The following is a 25,147-nucleotide window of genomic DNA, read 5'->3' on the forward strand; positions in this document are numbered from 1 at the left end:
TCCATGCGTTAGTATTGGACTGTCGTGGGCCTGTCCGGAAGTGCACCATGCTTAATATCAGAGCGGCAGGATAGCCATGTCCGCCGTTACCCCTGCCGATATGCCAGGGAATGGGAGCCAGGATCCCGTTCTCGATTGCGTTCGCTTTCTTGCCCGCGCCTGGCGTAAAGCCGACTCGCCATCCACATTGACGGCGGGCCTGCCGCTCAAGGACGGGCTGATGGATGTCAGCCTGATCGAGGCAGCCTTTGCCCGCATCGGTGTGACGGTCCGCCCGGTCAACGAGGCCCTGTCCCGTTTCAAGGACTATGATTTTCCCGCCATCCTGCTGCCGGGTGATCGTCCGCCGCTGGTGATCCTGCGCAAGATCGGCTGGCGCATGTATCGGGTCTATGATCCCCTGGTCGGCGTCGAACAGAATGTCGACGCAAGGACGCTTGGCGCTCGACGCGTTGCCAGTTTCCTCTGCCCCTTCCCCAATTTCGAGAATGTACAGGACTATTCCGGCCACCGCTTTGCCCGCAGCGGCCACTGGTTCTGGTCGGTGGTGCGCGGGCACACGCTGAGCATCTGGTACGTTCTGCTGGCCGCAGCCTTCATCAACGTTTTCGCGCTGGCTTTCCCGCTCTTCACGATGAACGTCTATGACCGGGTGTTGCCGAACTCGGCCCAGACCACAATGTGGGTGCTGGCCATCGGTGTGGCGATGGTGTCAATATTCGACCTGTTGCTGAAACTGGCGCGGGCCGGCGTGATCGAATTTGTCGGGCGCTCCATCGACTTCCGCCTGTCCTCGGCCCTGTTTGATCGGGTGCTCAACACACCCATGGCGAACCGTCCCGCTTCGACTGGCGCCTTTGTCAGCCGCATCGGACAATATGAAGTGCTGCGCGAATTCGTCGCCGCCAGCACGCTGGTCATGTTCGTCGACGCCCTGTTCCTGGGGATTTTTGCCTATATCATCGCGCTTCTGGTCGGCTGGCTGGTGGTTTTCCCGCTCATTGCCGGGGTCATAGCCCTGGTCATGACGCTGGTCGTTGGCATCCTCTCGGGGCGGGCGGTGAAGTCGGCGCTGGCAGAGTCTTCCGCGCGTAACGCTGTTCTCGTCGAAGCGCTGACCAGCGCCCAGACCGTCAAAGCGTCTCGCGCCGAAGGGCAATTGCTGCGCCGCTGGGAGGCTGCCGTGCTCGCCTCATCGCACACGCAGGATCAGTTGCGCATGCTGCAATCGATCGCCACCAATTCGACCGCGGCGCTGTCTCAGCTCTCGCTGGTCGGCATCATTGTGGGCGGCTCCTATGCCTTCACCACCGGGGAAGTGACAACAGGCGCCATTATCGCCGCCATGATGCTGTCCAACCGGCTGATCGCCCCGATCGGGCTGATTGCCGCAACGCTCTTGCGCGCCCGCACGGCGATGGAGGCTTACCAGACGGTCGACTCCATCATGAAGCTGCCCGACGAGCGGCCGAACCGGCAGAACCAGACCCAGCGCGTCGTGCAGACCGGGCGGATGTCGTTCAACAAGATCCGCTTCGCCTATCCAGGCAGCAAGGTCATGGTGCTCGATGGCGTCTCCTTCGCGGTCAAGCCGGGCGAAAAAGTTGGCATTATCGGCCGCATCGGCTCAGGCAAGACCACGATCGGTCGCCTGATGGTCAACTTCCACCGCGCCAGCGAAGGCGAGGTGTCGATCGATGGCATCGACATCGACCAATACCACCCCGACGATCTGCGCCGCGCCGTGGGTTTCGTGGTCCAGGACCCCGAACTCTTCAACGGCAGCGTGCGCGACAACATTTTGATGAGCGATCCCGGGGCCACCGAGGAACGGCTGCTCACCGCCGCAAGGCGTGCCGGCGTCGAAGACTTCGTCTCCCGTCATCCGCAGGGCTATGACATGCCAGTGGGCGAACGCGGCATGTTGCTCTCGGGCGGGCAGCGCCAGGCGATCGCCCTGGCGCGCGCCATGCTCGTCGAGCCAAAGATTCTCTTCCTCGATGAACCATCCAGCTCCATGGACCTCGCCACCGAGCGCCAGCTGATCAAGCACCTCGAGACCAGCATGACGCCCGACCAGACCGTGCTGATCGCCACGCATCGCTATAGCCTCTTGTCGCTGGTGTCGCGCCTGCTCGTCATCGACAACGGCCGGCTGATCGCCGACGGCCCCAAGGACGAGGTTCTCACCCAGCTTCGCAGCCGGGGAGAAGGCGCATGAACTCGCTTGGGCCAGGAAACCAGAAGGCACGAGACTATTATCTGCCGGTCGAAAAGCCGCCGCGCTCCTGGACTTATGTCATCGTTATCGTGGCCGCCACGCTTTCTGCCTTCCTGCTCTGGGCCAACTGGGCTGAAGTCGACCAGATCAGCCGCGCAGAAGGCAAGGTCATTCCCTCGGGCAAGACCCAGATCATCCAGAGCGCCGAGCCGGGTGTCGTCAGCGACATTCTCGTTCGCTCGGGCGAGCAGGTATCGGCCGGACAATTGCTGATCCGGCTGGACGACACCACGACCGCTTCGAGCGCCGGCGAAGTCGAGGCGCGGGTGCTGGCGCTGCAGGCGCAGGCGGAACGGCTACGCGTTGAAAGCGAAAGCCTGCCGATCGATCTCTATCGCTGCCCGAACCTTGTGGCCCTGCAGGCCCCCGACGTCTGCGACGCCGAAATTGCCCTTTTGAAGTCGCGCCTCGAAAATCTGACCAGCACTACCGACGTGTTGGCGCAGCGCGTCGAACAGCGCCAGCGCGAGATCAATGAGCTCGCCGCCAACAAGACCCGGCTGCAGAACAGCCTCGACATCACCCAGCAGCGCCTCGACCTGATCGCGCCGATGGCGGAACGAGGGCTCGCAGCGCAGACCGATCTCCTGACGCTGCAAGCGGAAGTTGCCGACATCACCGGCCAGATCGCAGCATCCGAGGAAAGCGCCGGACGCCTGAACGCAGCCCTGCGCGAAGCACAATTGCAGGTGGAGCAGGCCGACCGTCAGTTCCGCCAGGAGGCCCTGTCCGAGCTGACGCAACGCCGTGCCGAACTGGCCAGCGCCGAACAGCAGCTGCGCGGCGCCACCGATCGGGTGAGCCGCACCGAAATCCGCTCGCCTGTGGATGGCATCGTCAACAGCATCGACGTGACCACGATCGGCGCCGTGGTGCAGGCTGGCGCCAGGCTGCTCGACATCGTGCCCAAATCCGACTTTCTCCTCGTGGAAGCACGGCTGAAGCCGGCCGACGTCGCCTTCGTCATTCCGGGGCAATTGGCGCGCATAAAATTCTCCGCCTATGACTTTTCAATCTATGGCGGCATCGAGGGCGTGGTCGACAATGTCGGCGCCGACAGTATCGTCGACCAGAACACGCGCGAAACCTATTATCTCGTCACGGTGCGCGCCGAAGAGACCGCGCTCGACTACAGGGGCCAGCAACTTCAAATCCTGCCGGGAATGGTGAGCACGGTCGACATTATCACCGGTCGCCACTCGATCCTCCAATACTTGCTGAAGCCAATCAACAAGGTGCAGCAGGAGGCGTTGATTGAACGATAATGTCGACGACCAGGATGGAGAACCGGAAGCCACCGCCGAAGGCGCAGCAGATTGGGCGATCCCTGTCTTCCGCACCATCAACACGCCTTCAGGCCGGCATGCGCTGAGGCTGGAAGCCGCGTTCTGGGATGGCCTTGCCCGCCTCGCCCAGCATGAAGGGCGCAAGACCACGGACCTGGTTCGCGACCTGGTCGTTCTGGACCGGGGCATTGGCGCGAACCTGTCGAGCACCATTCGCAGCGCGGTGGTCAAACGCCTGCTCGACCGCGACGCCGCCCTCGCGCCGCTGACCGCGCCCCTGGCGCTCGTCAAGCTGATGCAATTGGCGCCCCTGCCCTCCTTCGCCCTCAACCGCGCGAAAACGCTGGTGCGCGTCAACGAGGAATTTGTGCGCTATCTGCGCAACGCCCTCTCCAAGACCGGACCGGTCGAAAAGGCGCAGTTGAAGCTCGATCAGGCAGCCGAAACCCTCTTTGCGGAGATCGCGCCGGGCACTGCGGTCGAATGCGGAATTTCGATCCGGCTCGACAATCACGAGCACCGCACCCAGGCCCGCATCGTCATCCCGCCGACCATTTCCCACCCCATTCTGGTGGGTTTCATCAGCCACTGAAGCTGTTGAGGTCGAACAACATATCCCAGTATGCTGGTGAAGTTAAGGTTAAGTAAATAACTTGTATTCTAGCATATCCGGATATGTATTCGACCATTGATACCAATTGAGGTCAAAAAAGCAAGGCTGTAGTGTCGCCCCAAAATAGCAGCAATTTCGCCGCGAGGGTGTATTATGGTCGAGCGTATCGGGAACGAAGAAGGCATTGATTTTGGCACCCGCGGAGAGGCTGCCGAACCCATTCTGGTAGCCCAGGCGAACACCGGGACAACAGGACAGCCGGCACCCACGACCGCGGAAACCCGCATCGTGGTCGAGCTCGAAGACGACGTCATCCTCCGCCTGCCGTCCACGGCAAGTGTCGACCAGCCCCGCACAAACGGCGCCGACCTCGAATTCGTCCAGGCGGACGGCAGTGTCATCGTCGTCCCCAACGGCGCCATTCAGGGCCTGACCATCTTCATCGGCGCCACCGAAATCCCGCCGCTGACCGTAGCCGCCTTGTTTGAAGCCAACGGCATCGAAGCCGCAGCTGGCCCGGCCGGCGCAGGCGCCGGCGCCCGTGGTTCGGGCGGCAATTTCGAAGTACCGGTTGGCGGTATTGGCGATGCGTTCGCGCTTGGTGATCTGCTTGATCCGACGGCCCTGGCTTTTGGCGCCAATCCGCTGGAAGAGCTTTATCCCAACAATACCCCGCCGCGCTTCGCGTTCAGCAACTATGCCTTCCGCATTTCCGAAGAAGGCCTGGGCACAGGCTTGAAGGATAGCGGGCCGGCCGGCGGTGCGGACACGACGAACAACACGTTCTATTTCATCGATCTCCAGGTCACCGACGCCCCGGACGGCGACACGCTCACCTTCACGCTCGGCAGCCCTACCGCGGGCCTGACGTCGAATGGTCAGCCCATTGAATGGCAGGGCATCGACACCAACCACCTGATCGGCAAGGTCGGCGGCGCGACCGTTATCGACATCACCATCGGCGGCCAGACCGGCATCCTGATCGTGCAGTTGCTGAACCCCCTTGACCATCCGCTGGACAATGTCGAGGACGTGCTCAATCTCGGCCTGACCGTCACGGCTAATGATGGGCGCGGGGGCACGGCGACAGCCACGATTTCCATCGGCATCGAAGACGATAGCCCGGAAATCGGCAAGCCGGAATCCAAGGGCGTCGACGAGGATGGACTCGATGATGGCGTGGGCGAGACCCCCCGATCCGACGGCGACAATGACGGCAACGCCAAGAGGGTCACAGGTTCCCTCGGAATCAAGTGGGGCGCCGACAACGGTGATCAGGCCGACACGACCAACGAGAATGGAAGCTTTACCCAGGATGGAACCGGACGTTCCGTCTACTTTTCGCAGGCTGATTTCGACGCCTTTGTCGAGACCTACAAGCACCTGACGTCTGGCAACCAGAAGTTGGTCTTTACCTGGAGCGGCAACACCATCACGGCCAGCGTCATGGTCGGCGAAAGTGAGTCGCAGCCGATCTTCCGGATTTCGCTCTCGGACGACGATGTGGGCATTTACGAAGGCCGCTACGAATTTGAGCTTATGGGGCCACTCGACCATAAATCGACCGGCGGCGAGAGCGAAGAAGGGTCCAGCGACGACCTACCGCAGAGCGGCGGCGAAGGCGAGACGGGCCACGAAAACGTTGAAGACGACATCGTCCTGAATTTCCAGTTCACTGCCAAGGATGCGGACGGCGACACCGTCGGCGGCGGCTTCTCGGTGACTGTCGATGATGACATGCCCGTCCTGATCGACCGCGAGCGCGACAACGAGCGCATTGTCGATGAAGACGACATCCGGACCGAGCTTTCGCGGGGAACCAGCCCCAATGATGGCGCTGAAGAGGATGGCTCCTATACCGGCGAACCGGCGAGCAACAAGCCTGGGCCCGCCTTCATCTTCGGCAAGCTCGAGGGCCTGGTGGATTTCGGTGCCGATGGCCCTGGCGGTTATGCTATCCACGATGGTGCCCGTGCAGCCTTTGCCGCCTATGGACTGAAATCGCACGGCGACGCCCTGTCCTATTCAGTGACGCCCGGCTCAACCTGGACAACCTTCACTGCCACTGCCGGCCAGGACAACCGCATCGTCTTCGAATTCCGCGTGAACGTGACGACGGGCGACTATGAGTTCCGCCTGTACGACCAGCTCGACCACGTCCTTCCGGAGGGCGGCTTCGATCCGAACTTCGACCTGCAGACTGGGGCTGCATCCGCGCTGGACTTTGGCGCCATCGTTCGCGCCTATGATGGTGACGGGGACTACGTCGATCTCGTTGACCAACTCCTGATCAAGGTTCGCGATGACGTTCCGGAACTCGCCAAGCATGGCCTGGCCATTGGCGTTGTCGAGGAAGAACAGCTTAACGGTGGCAATGAAGACACCGGCGGGCTCCTTGATATCGACCTGAATATCTTTGGGCACCACTACGACGTCATCAGCACAGTCTCGTCTGACAATGGTCTGATGTCGCTCAAGAACCTGATAGTTGGTGGCGCTGATGGCGGCGGCAAATTCTCGGCTCGTGCGGACGTGGAAGGCACCGTCGTCCGTGATGCTGATGGCAATATTGTCAAATCCGGCGAGTTCGAAGTTGTCATCTCAAGCGTCGAAAAGCTCTCGGACGCGGGTGGCACCTATACGCTGATGATCGCCACCGCCAACGGTAACAACGTCTTCACGCTCAAGGTCTATGAGAGCGGCGAGTGGCGCTTCGAGCTTCTGGATCAGCTCGACCATAAGGACGACAACAAAGAAGACATTCTGGCGCTCGATCTCGCCGCGTTCCTGAAATACACCGATTTCGACGGCGACAGTGTCGATCTCGCCGGTGACAGCTTCCTTATCACGGTCATCGACGACATCCCCGAAGCTTCGCTGAAGCCCAAGGCTAATGCGAAACTGATCGTTGATGAAACCCGGGCAGATTCGCCTCAGGACACCGCGGGCGACAATGCCGGTGATGAGAAGAACATCACGAACCCTTTCCCCAGCTATGGCAATCTGATCGCTTATACCGCGGGCGGATCGGGCACGCTCTTTAGCGCCGCCCCCAGTGTCGGCGCCGATCAGAGCGGCAGCACCGCCTATTCGCTGTCCCTCAAGGGTAGCATTGAATCCGGCGTCCGCGATTCCGCGACGGACAGCAACATCCTCCTGTTCAAGGAAGGCGACGACATCGTCGGCCGCGTGGGCGGTTCGGGTGGTGATGTTGCCTTTGTCATCCGCGCCGATGCCACCACCGGCGAAGTGACGGTCTACCAGTTCCGCGCGGTCGAGCATGACAATGTTGGCGGCACCCAGGCTGACCATGACGAAACCACCTCGCCCGAATATCTGGACGCGAAGAAGATCTATCTGACCCAAACCGTCACAGACGAAGACGGCGACGAAGACTCGGCCTCGATTGATATCGGCAAGGTCATCGGCTTTGAAGACGACGGTCCGAAGATCGTCAGCCTCTCGCTCACCGGACGTAGCATCAGCCATGACGAGACGCCGGGGGTCAACAGCGACGACGCCGACGATATCCATGGTGCCCTTGCCATCTTTGATTCCGTTCTCAACAAGGGCGTGGATCTCGACGTCACTCAAAGTGGTGCCATTGGCTTTGCCAAGGAAACCAACTTGATTTCGTCTACCGTCAATTTTGGCGCGGACGGCAAGGCCACGTCGAATGACACCGTCTTCTCGCTCGTGCTCACCGGCGGAGACGGCCAGGATTCCGGCCTCAGCACGTCCGAAGGCGCTGCCATCCTCCTCTATCTTCAGGGTGGCATCATCGTCGGCCGCATCGGCGGCTCGGATGGTGTAGCGGCCTTCGCCATCGCCATTGATGGCAGCAACGGCGACATTTCGCTGGTCCAGTATCTGTCGATTACCCATCCAATCGGCGGCGACAGCCACGACGAGTCCACTGGCCTCAATCTGGCCGACAACAATGCCATCGAAGTGCGTCTGACCGTTAAGGACGGCGACGGCGATACCGACAGCACGACGGTCGACATCTCGGAGACGATCCGCTTCCAGGACGACGGCCCATGTATTGAGGTCGAGCGCGCCAAGGACGGCTGGGGCCATGCGGAGCTCAAGGCAGTCCTTCTCGATGAGACGACCCCGAACGGCATTCCAGACGATAACACGGGTAATTCCGACTGGTCGCTGACCACCAATCCAGCTCTGGCAGTTGCGATCGGTGGGGCTTCTACTGCCGTCTCCGGCAAGGGTTCGGTCGCCGGGCTTTTCGATATTGATGCAGACGGCGGCGCCGACGGCATCGACAGCGTCGAAAAGGCGTTCAGCTTCGATTTGCGGGATGCCGATGGCAAGATCGTCAAGACCAGTGACCAGGGTGTAGAGACAACGCTGAGGGTTACCGACGTTGAAGGTATCGCTGCTCTTGGCGGCCTAAATGATGCCCAGCGCACGATCTACCTCTACCGCATCGATGAAAACACCATTATTGGCAAAATTCGCGGCGCGAGCGCTACCGGTGACGAATACATCGCTCTCAAGATCGAACTGACCGGTACGGCGGAAAATCCGCAGTTCACTGTTACTCAGTATCTGCCGATCGCCCATCCCGACGGCACTTCGCACGATGAAGGCAGGTCGCTCTATTTCAAGGACGGCGACGCAAGCCTGTCGATCAAGCTGACCGCTACGGTTATCGACAAGGACGGCGATACCGACGAATCCTCGGCATCCGTCAAGATCATTGACGACTGCGACTCGATCATCACGATCGAAGACGATGGTCCGAAGATCATTGGCGTAACCTTCGCCTCGCTCGGACAAGAACTGATCCAGAATGGTGGTTTTGAAGCCGGCCATGGTCTGCCTAGCGGTACCTGGAACCTTTTCAACGCCATCACTGGATGGACCAAGGGCACAGCGGTGCCATTCGAAGTTCAGACGGGTGGCGCAGGCGGCGTGCCGTCGACTGACGGCGCCGTAGTCGAGCTGGATGGCGACACGGAACTAAACGGGCCGGCCAATGGCGTCACGCCGACGGCCGGCACCAATGCCAGTATCAAGCAGGAGGTCATCGGAACGGAAGCGGGCCAGTGGTACCAGCTGACCTTTGACTATGCGCCGCGTACCAATGGCGGCGCCAACACGGCTGGACTCGAGGTCTATTTCGGTGGCGAGAAAATCTTCCCGCCTGCCAATGGGACCTATGCAGCCAATGAATGGACGAAGATTACGCTTGAGGTGCAGGCGCCGTACGACAATGCCGTTCTAGAATTCCGGGGCACGGGAACCCAGGACGAATACGGCGCCTTGATCGATAATGTCAGCGTGAAGGCCAAAAGCTTTGGCCTCGACGACGAGAGCCAGGACGATGGCATCGTTGGTGGGCCCGGCGATGATCCGTCCGGCAATGTTCTCGCCGGCAAGATCAATTTCGACGCCGGCACCGACCACCTCAAGAAAATCACCGTCGACGACGACATCAATGTCAGGGCCATCTGGGTCGACAAAAACACAGGCGTTGGACACAGCGTCAAGGTGGACGTGGACTGGATTCAGGATGGTCAGGGCGGCAGGCTTGTCGGCACGATGACTCGTGGTGGGCAAATCCGCCCCGTATTCGAACTGTCCGTCAATGCCGACGGCACTTTCACCCTGACTATGAAGGCGCCGCTGGACCATCCCAAGACCGATGACGGTGACAAGAAAAACGGCACTGAGACCGAGTGGGAAGACAATATCGCTCTCGAGTTCGACTATACGATCGAGGACAATGACGGCGACAAGGCCTCCGGCTCGATCAAGGTCAGCGTCGATGACGACACGCCGGACTTTGTGGGTGGTATCCAGGATACGGCAGTCCAGAATTTTGGAAACGTCGTAAAGGGTGCTCTCAATGTAGACTTCGGCGCCGACGGCCAATATGCCGACAAGGGCCTCGTGATCTCCAAGCATCAAGACCTGGGCAGCGTTGCTGAGGAGCTCACCAATGGCGGGCGCACGCTGACGGGCTATGTAGGGAACACCAAGGTCTATGAACTCACGCTGAATAACGACGGAACTTATAGCTTTACCCAGCATGCCAATATTCCGGGTGAAGGCTCCACGCTCGCGCATGTCAGCTTCGATGCCGACTTCAATGCTGTCGCTTATAAGGACTATGGCGAGTTTGTCGTCAGGGGCCTCAACGGCGACAAGATCAATGGTTCCGACTACCATTCGGGCGGCATTGGCGTCGGCAATAGCAGCGGCATGACCGAGGGTGAAAAGCTGGAGATCGTTTTCGACTCGCAGATGACCTCGGTAAAGCTGGGCATCAACTATTCTAGCGGCGACGACGACGATGACATGGAGATCGACTGGGTTGCCTATGACCTGGCCGGCAACGTGGTCGCCTCCGGCACGACTTCGGACTTCGACGAAGATACCTCCCGCACCATCAATCCCGGTGTGGGCTTTTACAAGCTGGTCCTCACCGCCGACGACGACGCCCATAACTCGGATTCGAGCTTCCGTATCTCGAGCCTGAGCGGGGTCAAGGCCGGCAGCAATGTGGGCAGCCTCGAGTTTACCGTCACCGCCAAAGACGGCGACAAGGACGCCCAGTCGGACACGTTCACCGTCACCCTCAAGACCAACAGCGCACCGGCGGTCACGGTCCAGAGCGTGGACAACGAGGTACTGGAAGCAGCGCTAGGCACCGGCAGCAATCCGAACAACGCGGCCAAAACCGCCAGCGGCACCATCACCATTGCGGATGCCGATGGTCTCTCTGACATCGTCAGCGTCACCATCAACGGCGGGGGAGCGGGCCACGAGACGCAGTCACTTGCCAACCTCCTCAACAAGGAGATTCTGGGCGACCACGGCACGCTGAAGATCACCGGCATCACCAATGGGGTGATCAGCTATGTCTACACCCTGACATCGGCCACGACCGACCTTCAGAATGCGCTGGAAACCGACGTATTCTCGATCACCGTTAGCGATGGCGAGGCAACCGCCAATACCAGCATCACCATCGAAATCGTCGACGATGCTCCGCAGGCGGCGGCCGACGCCTTCACCCAGAGTGCTGAAAATGCCGCTGTCACCGGCAATGTCCTTGCGAACAATGGCAACGGCGCTGACGTCGTCGGCGCCGATAGCGCCCCCGTTGTCACGCTGATTGCCAACTCTTCGACCGGGGCAGGCACCCTTGTTCTCAGCAGCAATGGCGGCTTCACCTACACGCCGGGCGTCAGCGAAGAAGGGACGGTAACATTCCAGTACACGGTCACTGACGGCGACAGCGACCCTTCGACTGCGACGGTCACTATTGAGCTCCTGAAGGACAGTGAACCCACCATCTCGGTTGCACCAACGAATCCTGCGCTGGATGAAGATGGATTCATTTCTGCAAACGTTGACACGCCACTGCCTTCTCTCGAGACGGATGGTAACGAGGCGCTGACGTCTTTTGGAAGCGTCACCGTCAACTTCGGCGGCGATCGGCCAGTCGCAGGTTCCCTCGTCACCGCATTCAAATTCGTCAACCCGACCGCACTAAACGACCAGCTAGTGGCTCTGGACGGTACGCCCATCGCTTTCACCGTTTCCCCGGATGGGCGAACGCTGACCGGCAAGGCAGGCTTGGCCTCGGTCGTCGTGATCCACTTGGAAAGCGCCACACCGGTCGCACCAACGAATGCCATCTTCGCGTACTCGGCCCAAATCCTGGCGCCGTTGCAGCACGCTTCGCTTAATGGGATCACTGGAGACAACACGGAAAACCTCCTGACGCTAAGCGGCATCTCGTTCGAGGTTACCGACGCCGATGGAGATTCTATCCCCAGCAGCTTTAACGTTACCATTCTGGATGACGTGCCGACCGCTAAGAATGAAGGCGCACAGGACGTCAACGAAGGCGTGACTCTCGCCGAAGGTAGGTTCGACTTCGACGAGGGTGCAGACGGCGCCACTCTCACCCATATCAAAGACCAGGCTGTCGGTGCCTTCGACGCTCAGACTGGCTGGTCGAACTGGATCGATCTTGGTGCGGGCTCGATCCGTGTCAGGGCGAATGGCGACTATGAGTTCCGGGCCAAGAACCCGACACTCGGCGCTTCCATCGACGTCGACGGCACTTACACTGTTACCGACCGCGATGGCGATAGTTCGACGGCCAGCTTCGCCTTCGACGTCAAGGACGTTAACGTCCCGGTTGCCAACGATGATGAGGTCGGCTCCGGCACGGTCGTCTCCGACGCTGGCGTCGACATCAACGTCAAGAGCAACGACCTCGATGGCCTCGATGGCGTCGACTGGTCGGTTGGCGGCAATAAGGTTGTCGCCACCACCCAGCCTAGTCACGGCGCGGTGACATATCTTGGCAATGGCGTTTTCAAGTATGTTCCCACCCTGGGGCATCACGGCACGGACAGCTTCCAGTATACGATCACGGATAAGGACGGCAGCCCGAGCACCGCTACCGTCACCATTTCCAATATCGACACCAATGAAGATCCGGAGATCACGGTCGAGGCCACTAACCTCGTGCTCGACGAGGACACCCTGTCGGGCCATAACGTTGATAATGACCGCATAGGCGAAGAAGCGGTCCTCACGGCCCACACCGGCACCGTCACCGTGGACTTCGGCGGCGATCTGCCGGCCAATCCGGCCGCTCACTTCAAGTTCCTTACCGACGGGCTCAGCCTCCAGACCAGCGATGGCACTCCCGTCACCTTCACCATCAATTCCGATGGCGATCTGGTCGGCACCGCCAATAATCAAGAGGTTCTGCGCCTCGAAGTGACGGGTTCGCAGACCAATGATTCGGAGGTAACCTTTACCTACCAGGCCACCCTGTCGGCAGGGGTAAAGCACTCGGGCAGCGGCGAAACAGCCCTTGTCCTCAACGACATCAAGTTCGAGGTAACCGACAGCGACACCGGCACGGTCCAGGGCACGCTTGACCTGACCATCGGTGATGACATCCCGGTCGCCACTGGCAATCTCGCGACAGTCGAGGCCGGCAAACTTGAGACCGTGGATATCCAGTTCATTGTGGATCGATCCCGGAGCATGTTCCCCAGCGATGGTGGCGCGATCGCCAATGTCCCCGGTGGTTATAGTAACGATCGCATGGGTCTAGCACGCTATTCCATGGAGCAGTTGCTTAGTTCCAACGATCAGATCCAGAATGTGCAGATCGTTCGTTTCGCCGGCAGCGCGGTTTCTACAGAGTGGATGACGCGAGCAGACGCATTGCTCTTCATCAAGGATAACAGCAATTGGGGATCACAGAGCAGCACCAATTACGATGCTGCCCTGCAGAGCGCTATTGAAAACTATGGAAGCGGCCCGGCCAACCCAGCGGACAAGAGCTTCGTTTACTTCTTCTCCGACGGGGCGCCCACTTCAGGCGGTGGTATCACTACCGACGGCTCAAACAGCAATGTCTCGATCGACGAGTGGGAAACCCACATCGGTCTAAGCGGAATAGATCAAGTCTTTGCGGTGGGAATTGGTACAGCCCCTGCTAACCAGCTGAATCCAATTGCCTGGCCGAACGACACGACGAATGTGAAACTTGTCAACACGAGCAATGTCAGCGATCTGCCGGACACGTTCCAAGGTCTGCTTGGAAATGCGGTTTCCGCCACCGGCAATGTGCTAACCAACGACAGCTTTGGTGCCGACGCGGATGGTGGCTTCGTCAAAACGATCACCATTGGTGGGGTAACCTACACCTACACGCCATCCGGTGGCATTTCTGCATCAGGCACCACGCCGAGCGGCTTTGAAAACCACGGCACTTGGATCAAGGTACCAACTGCTTTGGGTGGTGTTCTCACTTTCCACTTTGCGGCCGACAGCTTTGGCAACGACGCTGGCGATTGGGGCTATCGTTCGCCTACAGGGGTGACTGGCAGCAACAATATCGAGAACTTCGGCTATACGATCTCGGACGGTGATGGCGACACTGCTTCGGCCAATCTTAAGATCGTCGTGGCTCCGAAGCTGGCCATCGAGGATATCCAAACCACCGAAGGATCGCTGGCCACCTTCAAGCTCGCCTTCTCGCATGGCTTCGGTGAAGCGGTAACCATCGACCTGTCCCTTGCCAATGGCACGGCCGGAACGGGCGACTATGGCCAGAGCTACCAGGTGTCGTATGACAACGGCCAGACTTGGGCCAATGTCTCCGGCAGCTCGATCACTGTACCGGCAGGCACCAACCCGAACCACGTGTTCGTCCGCGTGCCGACCATTGACGACACGAGCGTCGAGGGTAGCCAGACCTTCACGCTCACCGCCACGGTGACCTCCGGCAACACGACCAATACGTCGGACAGCGCCGTTGCCACCATCGTGGACAATGACAGTGCTCCGCCGGTACTGGCGCTGAATGGCGGAATTGCCGCTCAATATCTGGATGAATTTGGTTCGGGGTCGCACAGCAACAGTAACGGCGGCTCGCCAGTCTGGAGCAGTTCTTGGATTGAGACCAACGACTCGACTAACGGCAACGTCGCTACCGGCGGCACCATCCGGATCACCGGCGGCGAGTTGAGGTTAGGGGATGACAGCGACTCGGGTAGCGGCTCGGATTACATTTCTCGCACGCTGAACCTTCAGGGTGCGACCTCCGCCACGTTCACATATGATGTAAGGGAGGTCGACCTCGGCAACGGCGAAGAGGCCTACGTTTGGGTGTCTTCATCTGGGCTCGAAGGTACGTTTGTTAAGCTCGCAACGATCACGGGCAGCACAAACAGCAATTCTTTCAGCCACGATATCTCCGCATACGCGACCGCGAACACGACCATCAGGTTCGAAGTGTTGAATAACCTGGACGGGGACGAATTTGTCTATGTCGACAACGTCAAGGTAGTTTTCTCGGCCCCGCCGTCCACCGATTTCACCACGAGCTTCACTGAAGGCGGCGGCGCAGTCGCCGTGGCAGCCACCGGTTTGGCCGCACCCAAGATCACCGACAGCGACGACCTCAACATGGAGTCGGCGACGATCGTGCTGACCAATGCTCATAGCGGAGACGTTCTGAGCGTTGGAACCCTGCCGAGCGGCATAACCGCCAGTGTCGATACTTCGGTGCCAGGTCAGATCACCGTGACCCTGAATGGGTCGGCCAGTAGAGCCGACTACCAGTCGGCCATTCAGGCGGTGACCTATTCCACCTCCTCGCATGCTCCCTCGGCCACCGACCGTATCATCAATGTCACCGTCAATGATGGCCTGGTGAATTCCAACACCGCCACCACGACGATCCATGTGACGCCTACCAATGATCCATTCACGGCCGTTGACGACAAGATACTGACCAACATCACTGATTTCTCAGCGATCGATGTGCCCCGGTCGGCATTGCTCTACAATGACCTCAACCCGGATGATGACGATCTTTCGGTCACCGGAACGTCGAATCCGGTTGGCGGAACGGCCGTTGTTGCGGGCGAAAATGTAGTGTTTGATCCCGTTGATGCGCCAGCATCGACAGTCTCCGTCTACAATTTCGCCGGTGTCACGACGTCGACGAACAATCACTTCGCTCGTGACTTCGAGATCGATCCGTCCGCCGGTAACTTCCCATCGGGCACTTTCCCGAACGCAAACATTTTGTCTGGTATTCAAAATGGACCGGACCAAGCCAACAATAACGAAGCTTCCAACTCCGAATATTCGGCCATTTCCGCTTCCGACAACACGCACTGGACTACTCTTGATCCCGGCAGCGACGGCGATCACGCAGTATTCTGGGCTCAGTTTGATGTTGCCGAAGCCTTCGACTCGATTACGCAACTCGAGATCAGCGTCGAGGGGCGCCAGGCAGGCTCGCCCACGTCTGGTCAGGACGGACATCTCGGCATCTGGAATTATCGTACCGGAGCCTGGGAATCGCTGGATGTGGATCGGTTCTCGGGAACCGACGGCACTTGGAGGGGTACCATCACGGCCAACATTGCCGACTACCTCGACGACGTGACCAACCAGGTTACGATCGCCCTGGTGAATGAGGACGACAATGAACCGCTGCTGATCGATTATGCGGAGCTCAAAGTCACATCATCGGCCACCACCAAGATCGACGCCGATTTCACTGGCGGCACGTCGGACCTTGGCGGTTTCACCTATGTCGACAACTACTTTGACGGCACGGGTAGCGACGCCAGCGGGAACAGGTCTGCCAACGGGGATACAAATGCCGGCGCGCTCCATATTGACCTTGGTGGCGACAATAATGCCGATCGGGAAGACATGAATGGCGCGTTCACGCGAACATTCTCGCTTGCTGCGGCCGCCCTTGTGACTATTACCTTCCGGTACAAAGCGTCACTAGATGGCCAAACTGACGACGGTGAAGATGTCCACGTCCTAGCACGCATTAATGGCACTTCGCTGGGCCACGGCGGTGTTATTCATCAACTGGATGGCGTCGATTCTACCGATGTTGACCAGGAGACCGCTTGGCTGACGTTCACGACCACCATACGGCTTGAAGCCGGTTCGCATACACTTGCGCTTGGAGGGCTGATGACGGCCAAAACCAGCAGCAATGAGTTTGCGGACGTCGATTTTGACAACGTCGAAGTCACGGCGGCGCCTGTCGTCGGTGGCTCCTTCGACTATATCGCGAACGATGGCAGTAGCACCGACACGGCCAGCGTCACTGTAGAAAGCCAGACCGGCTCGACCATCACAGGCACCATCGCTGGCGAGATCCTCATTGGCGGCGACGGCAATGATATCCTCATCGGCAACGGCGGGAATGACTTCCTCATCGGTGGCGACGGCAATGATATCCTCTTTGGCGGAGAAGGCGGCGACGTCTTCTACTTTTCCAATAGCGGCGACGATCATGCCGACACCATCAAGGACTACGTCGTCGATCAAGGGGATGTCATTGACCTGACTGAACTGCTGGACGGCATCACGGTCACCCAGGACAATGTGGCAACGCATGTCAATGTTGCCGATGCCGGAGCCAATACGGTGATCTCGATCGGCGGAGAGACGGTAGCAACGATCGAAAACTTTGATCATGCCAGCCCGATCAAGATCCTTGTGGACGGTGACGAGTTCATCATAGACCTCTGATCTGGAGCCCACTCGAAAAGAAAAGGCCCGCTCTCGAGCGGGCCTTTTTCATTTTCTAAGCACGTCTCACAGTTCTAAGCCCGGCGCCACGGACGACAAATCCGTCGGCATGTCTGCCACTGCCCGGCTATTGCTCGCGAAGCCATGAATATAGCTGCGCTCGCCCGTAAAACTCATGATGGGCTGGTATTGAGCGATATCCGTGTCGACGAGGAGGCGGTTGCTGACATTGTCGAGCACGTAGGCGCCTGAGCCGGTGTGGGCGATCAGGACGGCGTGGAATAGTTGGCGGCGCGTGTCCTGCAGGAGGACCAGCTGCAGCTTGTCGTCCGGCATGCCGAGATTGCGCAGCGCCCAGTATTTGGCGATGGCGAAATCTTCGCAATCGCCGGCGCCCTTGCGGGCCATTTCGGCGGGCGTTGCCCAATAGTCGCTGGTGCCCCAGACCGCGTCGTCCGACTTGTAGGTCATGGCGCCGTTGACGGTGCGATTGACGAGGTTGAGCATTTCCCTGTCGGAGAGACCAGCAACCTGATCGGCAATGCCGCGGATCTTGTTGGCAAAGCGGCTGTCGCAGCCGGCAAGGCCACTCTGGACACAATCAGCGCCGAACATCTGCGAATAGTCGGTCTTTCGCGCGGCCTGCCATTTGCCGGCCGCCGGGAGGCGCGCGGCTGAAATGGCGACCGATTCGAAGACGCCAAGCTTGGCGGGCGTGCTTTTCGGTAGCGCCGGCAACGGTGTTGTTGGAGGCGGCACGGCAGCCACCAGAAGTGTGTCGGCCTGCATCGACTGACTATAGACCGGCATAGGAGCAGTAACTGGCGAGCCAGTCGGTGCAGCAGCGGCACTTACAGAGAGCAGAGCAGCAAATGTAAAGTTCAGAAGCAATTTCGCCTCCTGATTGATTGTCAGAAGGCTACGAGGATCAAAATAAAATTGTACAAACCGGCATAGTATATTTGAAGTATTCTATTTCGCTAAAATTTTATAGATCGAAGCGCAACAGCAAAAAAGTCTGGACTTGATCGATAAAATTGCATCCTTTTCTCTCAACGAGGATTGAGGAGTCGGGACTATTGCTAGTAGCCGTCATTCTCAGGGGCACACGCATATGGCGAAGTCTTGGTTCGGCTGGTTTGGTGGAAAGACCGAGGTAGAACGTCGGGCCGAAAGGCCGCGGGCGGCTATCGCTGTTGGCCCAGACGATATCGACCCTCTGACCGGGGCACTTTATTGGGACCGGTTCCAGGTCATGCTGAAGGCAGAGCAGGCGCAGGAGCCTGGCGTTCTGCTGCTGATCGACCTCAGCGAGCGCTCGATCCGCGTTGGCGCGACCGAAGAGGAGAAGGCGCTGGAAATTCTGCCCTGGCTGGCACAGGCCATCCGGCAGGCCATTCGCGCCGATGACCTGCTCGCCCATGTCGACGGCTACCGCTTTGCGGTGCTGCTGCGCGGCGCCCCGCAAGCGGTTGGTCAGATGACCAGCGACCGCATCCTGGATTCGGTTGACAACACCATCTTCATGACGGCCGACGGCATCTCCAAGCTCGATATCACCATCGGTGGCACGGTTTTTGAAGTGGCCGACGGACAGGCCGTCTTCGACACCGCCGCGGCCAACCTTGATCGCGCCAAGCGCCTCGAGCAACCGGCACTCGTCCAGTAGACGTGTGAGCCAGGCTAGGCTCGTCCGGGCGCTTTACTGGCCCGGACTTCTAGCCAGCTTGGAGCCGAGCAGTTCGCCCTGCTCGCTCAGGATCGAATAGGCGACCCCACACAGCAGCGAATTGATGTGCCGCAGCGAGCGCACGGTCTGCAGATGCAGTTCGCTGGTCTCAAAACTGTTTGGATCGCCTTTGCGCAGGCGCGCAAAATGCTGGTTCATGCTGGAGCGCTCCAGAACGCCGACCGCGTCCTTTTCGGCGACGAGCTGGCGCGCGGACTCGATGTCTTCGGAAACGAGGACATTGAGCGCAAGCTGGAGATTGCCCAGCACCCTTGCATGTAGATCGAGCAATTCCTGCCAGCCCTGCGGCGAGAAGGTCAGGTGGCGCTCGGCGAGTTGGTCGGCGACCCGCAGCAATTGCCGGGCGATAATGTCGCCGGCCTGTTCGAGCCCGATGGCAAAGGTGCTGAGGTCGGAGGCGCGGCTGACCTGGCCTTCGTCCATCTTGTCCCAATCGAGTTGAGACAGGAAAAGCTTGATCGAGGCATTGGCACGGTCGACTTCGGGCTCCAGCGCCTTGACCCGACGGATGGCTGTCTTGTCGCCGCCTTTGAGGATTTCCATCGCCGGCTGCAGCATGACCTCCACCATTTCGCTCATGCGCAGGAGTTCGCGCGTGGCGCTGGCAAGGGCTGCGTCGACATTGCCATTGCTGTCTGTTGCAAGGGCCGGACGCCGGAGGCGCGCGAGATCGGCCGTTTCATCGGCGGGGCTTTCCTTGACCACCCGATCAAGCAGGCGCGAGGCCGGGCCGACAAGCGGCAGGCCCAGGATCATGACGACAAAATTGAAGGCCGAATGAAAAAGGCTGGCCTGCAGCCCGACATTGCCCGGCAGGCCAAGCGTATGGACCTGCAGGACTTCGATGACGATCAGGCAGATAATCGCCGCGCCGCCACGGAACAGCAGAGCCCCAAGGGAAATGCGGCGGGCACGCACGTCGGCGCCGCGGGTCATGCCGAAGGCAATGAGGGTGCCGCCGAGATTGGCGCCGAGCACGAGAGCCGCGGCCACTTCGAAGGGAATAACCCCGGCTGTGCCGAACGTGATGATGACGAGGACGCTGGCGACCGAGCTATAGGACAGCCAGGTGATGATGGCTGCCACGAGGAAACCGGTCCAGGGATCGCCGCGCAGATAGTCGATGGCGACGGCAAGCACTTCGCTGTCGCGCCAGGGCGCGGTCGCTTCCGACACCATTTCAAGTGAAAGCAGCACGAAGGCGACGCCGAGTATCATGCGGCCGAGCTGTTTCATCTGGCGGTCATTGGCGCGCAGGAACAGCGTGCCGCCCAGAATGATCAGCGGCGCGGTGAGCAGGGTCAGGTCGAACGACAGAACGCTCGCAACCAGTGCCGAACCGAAATAAGCGCCGAGCATCAGCGCCAGGCCGGTACTGCCCGCGAGCAGACCACCGGAGGCGAAACTGGAGGCGAGCGCCGCCACCGCGGTCGAGCTTTGCAGCGCCACGGCCATGCCGGTGCCGACCATCGCGGCCGAGAATGCACTGCGCTCGGCGCGGGCCAGCGTGCGCTTGAGCTGGGCGGAATAGGCCCGCTCCACCGCCGTTCGCACCATGCGCACGGCCCAGAGCAAGAGCACGATGGCCGCCACCAGATGGACGATGATGAAGTACATCAGGCCTCCCCTGCCCGCGCTGTTTCGAGTCGCCATCATGTTCACATGAACACAGAGGGCGCAACTGCTCGATGCAATCGGGTGCAAAATACGACGGTCCGGCAAATTCGCCAGACCCCATGATATCCGGCAATTTCGGCCAGTTTGCGGTGCAATGTTGATCATTCGCGCCACTTAGAATGTTCATTTGAACATTTTTCTGTTGCAAACGCGCATTCCGCTGTTACCAATTCACGGAGCACGGGGCGGGGAGGCCTCGGCCAAAACACAAAGGGAGTGAGAATGTTCAAGAACGTTTTGTTCCTGTCCGCGAGCCTGGCTGTCGTTCTGTCGGCAGCACCAGTGGCGGCACAGACCGAAATTGCCTGGTGGCACGCCATGGACGCCGAGCTCGGCAAGAAGCTCGAGCAGATCGCCAGCGACTTCAACGCCAGCCAGACCGAATTCAAGGTCATCCCGACCTATAAGGGCAGCTATGCCGAAACGCTGACTTCGGCCATTGCCGCCTTCCGCGCCAATGAGCAGCCGGCCATCGTACAGGTCTTTGAAGTCGGCACCGGCACCATGATGGCCGCCAAGGGCGCCGTCTATCCGGTCTACCAGCTGATGGCCGACAACGGCGAAGCCTGGGATCCCACGAGCTTCCTCGCCCCGGTGACGGGCTATTATTCGGACACGGACGGCAACATCCTGTCCATGCCGTTCAATTCCTCGACGCCCATCATGTATTACAACAAGGACGTCTTCGAAAAAGCCGGCCTTGACCGCGATACAGCGCCGAAGACATGGGCCGACATCGAGAACTTCTCCAAGAAGATCGTCGAGTCGGGCGCCGCTCCCTGTGGTTTCACCACTGCATGGGTGAGCTGGATCCAGACCGAAAACCTTTCGGCCATCCACGACCAGCCCTTCGGCACGCTTGAAAACGGTTTTGGTGGCCTCGGCACCGAATTCACCTTCAACGGCGAAGTGCAGGCCAAGCACTGGGCCAACCTGAAGAAATGGGCCGATGAAGGCCTGTTCGAATATGGCGGCCCCGTCGGCGGTCCGGATGCGGCCCCCAAGTTCTACGCCCAGGAATGCGCGATCTTCATGAACTCCTCGGCCGGGCGCGCTGGCGTCATCAACAATGCCAAGGACTTCGAAGTCGGCTTCGCCCCCCTGCCCTATTATGACGACGTGACCACCGATCCGAAGAACTCGATCATCGGCGGCGCGACGCTTTGGGCGCTCAACGGCAAGGATCCGGAAGTCTACAAGGGCGTCGCCCAGTTCTTCACCTATCTGAGCCAGCCCGAAATCCAGTCCAGCTGGCACCAGGCGACCGGCTACCTGCCGATCACCAATGCCACCTACGAACTGGGCAAGGAACAGGGCTATTACGAAGCCAATCCGGGTTCGGACATTGCCATCAACCAGATCACCCGCGGCACGCCAACGCCCAATTCCAAGGGCGTCCGCTTCGGCAACCTGACCCAGATCCGCACCGTGGTCGACGAAGAGTTCGAAGCCATGCTTGCCGGCACCAAGACGCCGCAGGAAGCCCTCGACGCAGCTGTCGAACGCGGCAACGTGATCCTGCGCGACTTCGAAGCCGCCAATAGCTGATCCTCCCCGGATCGTCCCGGCCAAAATGGCCGGGGCGGTCCAACCGGCGGCGCTTCAATGCTGCCGGCGCGACAATATTCGGCCTCTTGGGGGAGTTCGGCCCATGCAAACCAAGCGCACCATTTTTCCAAACAAGCTGCTGCCATACATTCTCTTGGCCCCGCAGCTTGCCGTGACGCTGATCTTTTTCATCTGGCCCGCCATGCAGGCCGTCAAATCGTCGTTCGAGCGCGAAGATCCGTTCGGGTTCAAGACGACGTTCATCTGGTTCGACAATTACAAGCGGCTCTTTGCCGACCCCAGCTATATCAATGCGGCGGGCAATACCTTTGTCTTTGCCATATCGGTGACCGTGTTCTCGATGAGCCTGTCGCTGCTGCTGGCTGTGGCCGTCAATCGCGTGCTGCGCACCAACCGGCTCTATACGACGCTGCTGGTCTGGCCCTATGCCGTGGCCCCGGTGGTTGTGGGTATCCTGTGGTGGTTCATGTTCAACCCCTCCATCGGCATCGCGCCCTATCTGCTGCGTGGCCTGGGGGTCAGCTGGAACCACAGGATCGATGGCAGCCAGGCCATGTTGCTCGTCATCATCGCGGCGAGCTGGAAGCAGATTTCCTACAATTTCCTGTTCTTCGTCGCAGGCCTCCAATCGGTGCCGCAATCCCTAACCGAAGCGGCCGCCATTGATGGCGCGGGCCCCTTCAAGCGGTTCTGGACCATCGTCTTCCCGCTACTCTCGCCGACGACGTTCTTCCTGCTCATCGTCAACATCAACTACGCCATGTTCGACACGTTTGGCATCATCGACGCCACCACGGCCGGCGGCCCGGCGCAGGCGACCAATATCCTCGTCTACAAGGTTTATGCCGACGGGTTCCTGGGGCTCAACATCGGTTCCTCGGCTGCCCAGTCGGTCGTCTTGATGCTGATCGTCATCGTCCTAACCGCAATCCAGTTCCGCTATGTCGAGCGGCGTGTTCAGTACTAGGAGCGAGCAAAATGGTAGAAAATCGCCCCTTTCTGAGCTTCCTGACCCACCTGGTGCTGATCATCGGTGTCGTGCTCGTGGCGTTTCCGGTTTATCTCGCCTTCGTCGCCTCGACCCATGGCGAAGGCGACTTTCTGAGTGGTCTCGTGCCTCTCTGGCCCGGACCGCATCTGATCGAAAACTATCGGCTCATGCTCACCGAGGGCATTTCCACGGCCGGCGCGCCGCCGCTCTGGATCATGCTGTCCAATTCGTTGATCATTGCCATCATCATCGCCGTGGGCAAGATCGCCATCTCGCTGCTCTCGGCCTATGCGATCGTCTTCTTCAAGTTCCGGTTCCGGCTGATCGCCTTCTGGATCATCTTCATTACCCTGATGCTGCCGGTGGAAGTGCGCATCATTCCCACTTTCAAGGTCGTGGCGGACCTGGGCCTGCTCAATTCCTATGTCGGCCTCACCCTGCCGTTGATCGCTTCGGCGACCGCAACCTTCCTCTTCCGCCAGTTCTTCCTGACCATTCCGGATGAACTGATGGAAGCAGCCCGCGTCGATGGCGCGGGGCCGATGAAGTTCTTCCGCGATATCCTGCTGCCGCTCTCACGCACCAATATCGCCGCGCTCTTCGTCATCCTCTTCATCTATGGATGGGTGCAGTATCTCTGGCCGATGCTCGTCACCACCGACAGCCGCTATTACACGGTCGTCATGGGCATCAAGCGCCTGGCCGCCACAGCCGATGCCGAGCCCCGATGGCACCTCGTCATGGCCGCCGTGACGCTGGCTATGCTGCCCCCCGTCCTCGTCGTCATCTTCATGCAGCGCCTTTTCATCAAAGGCCTCGTGGAAACGGAGAAATAAGCCATGGCCACGATCAACCTGGTTGACCTCAAGAAGAACTACGGCTCCGTTCCGGCCGTCAAAGGCATCAATCTCTCGGTCAAGGACGGCGAGCTCATCGTTCTGGTCGGGCCCTCGGGCTGCGGAAAATCGACCCTGCTGCGCATGGTGGCGGGCCTCGAATCCGTCACCTCCGGCCGCATCGAGATCGCCGGCCGCGACGTGGTGAAAGCCGAGCCGGCCGAGCGCGACATCGCCATGGTGTTCCAGAACTATGCGCTCTATCCCCATATGACGGTGCGCGGGAATCTCGAATACGGCCTCAAAAACCGCGGCACGCCGCGCGAGGAGATCGACCGCCGCGTCAAGGAAGCAGCCGATATTCTCGAAATCGGACCCATGCTGGACCGAAAGCCGCGCCAGCTTTCCGGCGGCCAGCGTCAGCGCGTCGCCATGGGCCGAGCCATCGTGCGCGAGCCGGCGGCCTTTCTCTTTGACGAACCGCTGTCCAATCTCGACGCCAAGCTGCGCGTGCAGATGCGGGTGGAAATCCGCAAGCTGCAGCGCCGGCTGAAAACCACAAGCCTTTATGTGACGCACGATCAGCTCGAAGCCATGACCCTGGCCGACCGGCTGGTGGTGATGAACAATGGTCTGGTGGAGCAACTCGGGACGCCGACGGAGGTCTATGACCGGCCGGCAACCCTGTTCGTTGCCGGCTTTATCGGCTCACCACCGATGAACCTGCTGCCGGTTTCCGCGCTCGACGCAGCCTCCGGCTTTGACATTCTCGGCCTGCCTCCCGGCACCGATGTGGTGGGCATTCGCCCCGACCACCTCACGCTTGAAAGCTCGGACGAGCCGAGCCTTGCACTGGCCGCGACCGTGGAACTGCTCGAACCGATCGGGGGGGAAAGCCACCTCCACGCGCGGCTCAAGAACGGCGATCATGCCGTCATTCTCAGCGTTCCCGGCCGGCCGGAGATTGAGGAAGGTGCAACCATCACCATCCATGTCAAACCCGCTGACCTGCACCCATTCAATCGTGAAAGCGGCCGTCGCACCGACACCGCTGTCGCAAATCCGTAACA

11 protein-coding genes are annotated in these 25,147 nt (G+C 59.9%); 9 read left to right on the plus strand and 2 right to left on the minus strand.

Annotated features, from left to right (window positions below; genetic code table 11):
• Positions 1-76: 76 nt before the first annotated feature.
• The 4 genes from ACSQ2A_RS14150 to ACSQ2A_RS14165 all read left to right on the plus strand — a co-directional run bounded on the left by ACSQ2A_RS14150 (position 77) and on the right by ACSQ2A_RS14165 (position 17,254).
• The gene (locus ACSQ2A_RS14150; protein ID WP_295414997.1) at positions 77-2,221 is read left to right on the plus strand and encodes a type I secretion system permease/ATPase; all 2,145 of its coding nucleotides are present in this window, start codon (positions 77-79) and stop codon (positions 2,219-2,221) included.
• Positions 2,218-3,546 (plus strand): HlyD family type I secretion periplasmic adaptor subunit, encoded by a 1,329-nt coding sequence (locus tag ACSQ2A_RS14155; RefSeq protein WP_436072748.1) that lies wholly within the window; start codon positions 2,218-2,220, stop codon positions 3,544-3,546. Before ACSQ2A_RS14150 ends, ACSQ2A_RS14155 begins: the two co-directional genes overlap by 4 nt.
• Positions 3,536-4,159, plus strand: coding sequence for a ribbon-helix-helix domain-containing protein (locus ACSQ2A_RS14160; RefSeq protein ID WP_436072749.1), 624 nt, complete (start codon positions 3,536-3,538; stop codon positions 4,157-4,159). Before ACSQ2A_RS14155 ends, ACSQ2A_RS14160 begins: the two co-directional genes overlap by 11 nt.
• Positions 4,160-4,333: 174 nt before the next feature.
• Positions 4,334-17,254 (plus strand): DUF5801 repeats-in-toxin domain-containing protein, encoded by a 12,921-nt coding sequence (locus ACSQ2A_RS14165; protein ID WP_436072750.1) that lies wholly within the window; start codon positions 4,334-4,336, stop codon positions 17,252-17,254.
• Between the two features lie 66 nt (positions 17,255-17,320).
• Here ACSQ2A_RS14165 and ACSQ2A_RS14170 read toward each other — a convergent pair whose 3' ends face one another.
• The gene (locus ACSQ2A_RS14170) at positions 17,321-18,145 is read right to left on the minus strand and encodes a transglutaminase-like cysteine peptidase (protein ID WP_436072751.1); all 825 of its coding nucleotides are present in this window, start codon (positions 18,143-18,145) and stop codon (positions 17,321-17,323) included.
• Positions 18,146-18,368: 223 nt separating this feature from the next.
• On the opposite strand from ACSQ2A_RS14170, the gene ACSQ2A_RS14175 reads away from it, so the two are divergent.
• Positions 18,369-18,923 carry a diguanylate cyclase domain-containing protein gene (locus tag ACSQ2A_RS14175; protein ID WP_436072752.1) on the plus strand — a complete coding sequence of 185 codons (555 nt, stop codon included), beginning with the start codon at positions 18,369-18,371 and terminating at the stop codon, positions 18,921-18,923.
• 33 nt (positions 18,924-18,956) lie between these two features.
• Here the strand turns inward: ACSQ2A_RS14175 and ACSQ2A_RS14180 are convergent, their stop codons facing one another.
• On the minus strand, positions 18,957-20,621 hold the full coding sequence (locus tag ACSQ2A_RS14180; RefSeq protein WP_436072753.1) for a Na/Pi cotransporter family protein: 1,665 nt from the start codon (positions 20,619-20,621) through the stop codon (positions 18,957-18,959).
• Between the two features lie 282 nt (positions 20,622-20,903).
• Here ACSQ2A_RS14180 and ugpB point away from each other — a divergent pair, with 282 nt between their 5' ends.
• The 4 genes from ugpB (at position 20,904) to ACSQ2A_RS14200 (ending at position 25,145) form a co-directional block, all read left to right on the plus strand.
• A complete protein-coding gene (gene ugpB, locus ACSQ2A_RS14185; protein ID WP_436072754.1) occupies positions 20,904-22,229 on the plus strand; it encodes a sn-glycerol-3-phosphate ABC transporter substrate-binding protein UgpB in 1,326 nt (441 codons plus the stop codon).
• 103 nt (positions 22,230-22,332) lie between these two features.
• Complete coding sequence (ugpA, locus tag ACSQ2A_RS14190) at positions 22,333-23,217, plus strand: sn-glycerol-3-phosphate ABC transporter permease UgpA (RefSeq protein ID WP_295415004.1); 885 nt, start codon at positions 22,333-22,335, stop codon at positions 23,215-23,217.
• A gap of 11 nt (positions 23,218-23,228) precedes the next feature.
• Positions 23,229-24,077: a sn-glycerol-3-phosphate ABC transporter permease UgpE gene (gene ugpE / locus ACSQ2A_RS14195; RefSeq protein WP_295415005.1), complete on the plus strand. Its 849-nt coding sequence runs from the start codon at positions 23,229-23,231 to the stop codon at positions 24,075-24,077.
• A gap of 3 nt (positions 24,078-24,080) precedes the next feature.
• Positions 24,081-25,145, plus strand: coding sequence for a sn-glycerol-3-phosphate import ATP-binding protein UgpC (locus tag ACSQ2A_RS14200; RefSeq protein ID WP_436072755.1), 1,065 nt, complete (start codon positions 24,081-24,083; stop codon positions 25,143-25,145).
• Positions 25,146-25,147 lie beyond the last annotated feature (2 nt).

The sequence above is a fragment of the Devosia sp. LjRoot3 genome (genome assembly GCF_964252865.1).
Lineage (GTDB): Bacteria > Pseudomonadota > Alphaproteobacteria > Rhizobiales > Devosiaceae > Devosia.

Excerpts from the sequence above, each read along its gene's own strand:
- ACSQ2A_RS14150 (WP_295414997.1), top strand. The coding sequence starts at position 77 with ATGTCCGCCGTTACCCCTGCCGATATGCCAGGGAATGGGAGCCAGGAT.
- ACSQ2A_RS14155 (WP_436072748.1), top strand. The coding sequence starts at position 2,218 with ATGAACTCGCTTGGGCCAGGAAACCAGAAGGCACGAGACTATTATCTG.
- ACSQ2A_RS14165 (WP_436072750.1), top strand. The coding sequence starts at position 4,334 with ATGGTCGAGCGTATCGGGAACGAAGAAGGCATTGATTTTGGCACCCGC.
- ACSQ2A_RS14175 (WP_436072752.1), top strand. The coding sequence starts at position 18,369 with ATGGCGAAGTCTTGGTTCGGCTGGTTTGGTGGAAAGACCGAGGTAGAA.
- ACSQ2A_RS14180 (WP_436072753.1), bottom strand. The coding sequence starts at position 20,621 with ATGTACTTCATCATCGTCCATCTGGTGGCGGCCATCGTGCTCTTGCTC.
- ugpB (WP_436072754.1), top strand. The coding sequence starts at position 20,904 with ATGTTCAAGAACGTTTTGTTCCTGTCCGCGAGCCTGGCTGTCGTTCTG.
- ugpA (WP_295415004.1), top strand. The coding sequence starts at position 22,333 with ATGCAAACCAAGCGCACCATTTTTCCAAACAAGCTGCTGCCATACATT.
- ugpE (WP_295415005.1), top strand. The coding sequence starts at position 23,229 with ATGGTAGAAAATCGCCCCTTTCTGAGCTTCCTGACCCACCTGGTGCTG.
- ACSQ2A_RS14200 (WP_436072755.1), top strand. The coding sequence starts at position 24,081 with ATGGCCACGATCAACCTGGTTGACCTCAAGAAGAACTACGGCTCCGTT.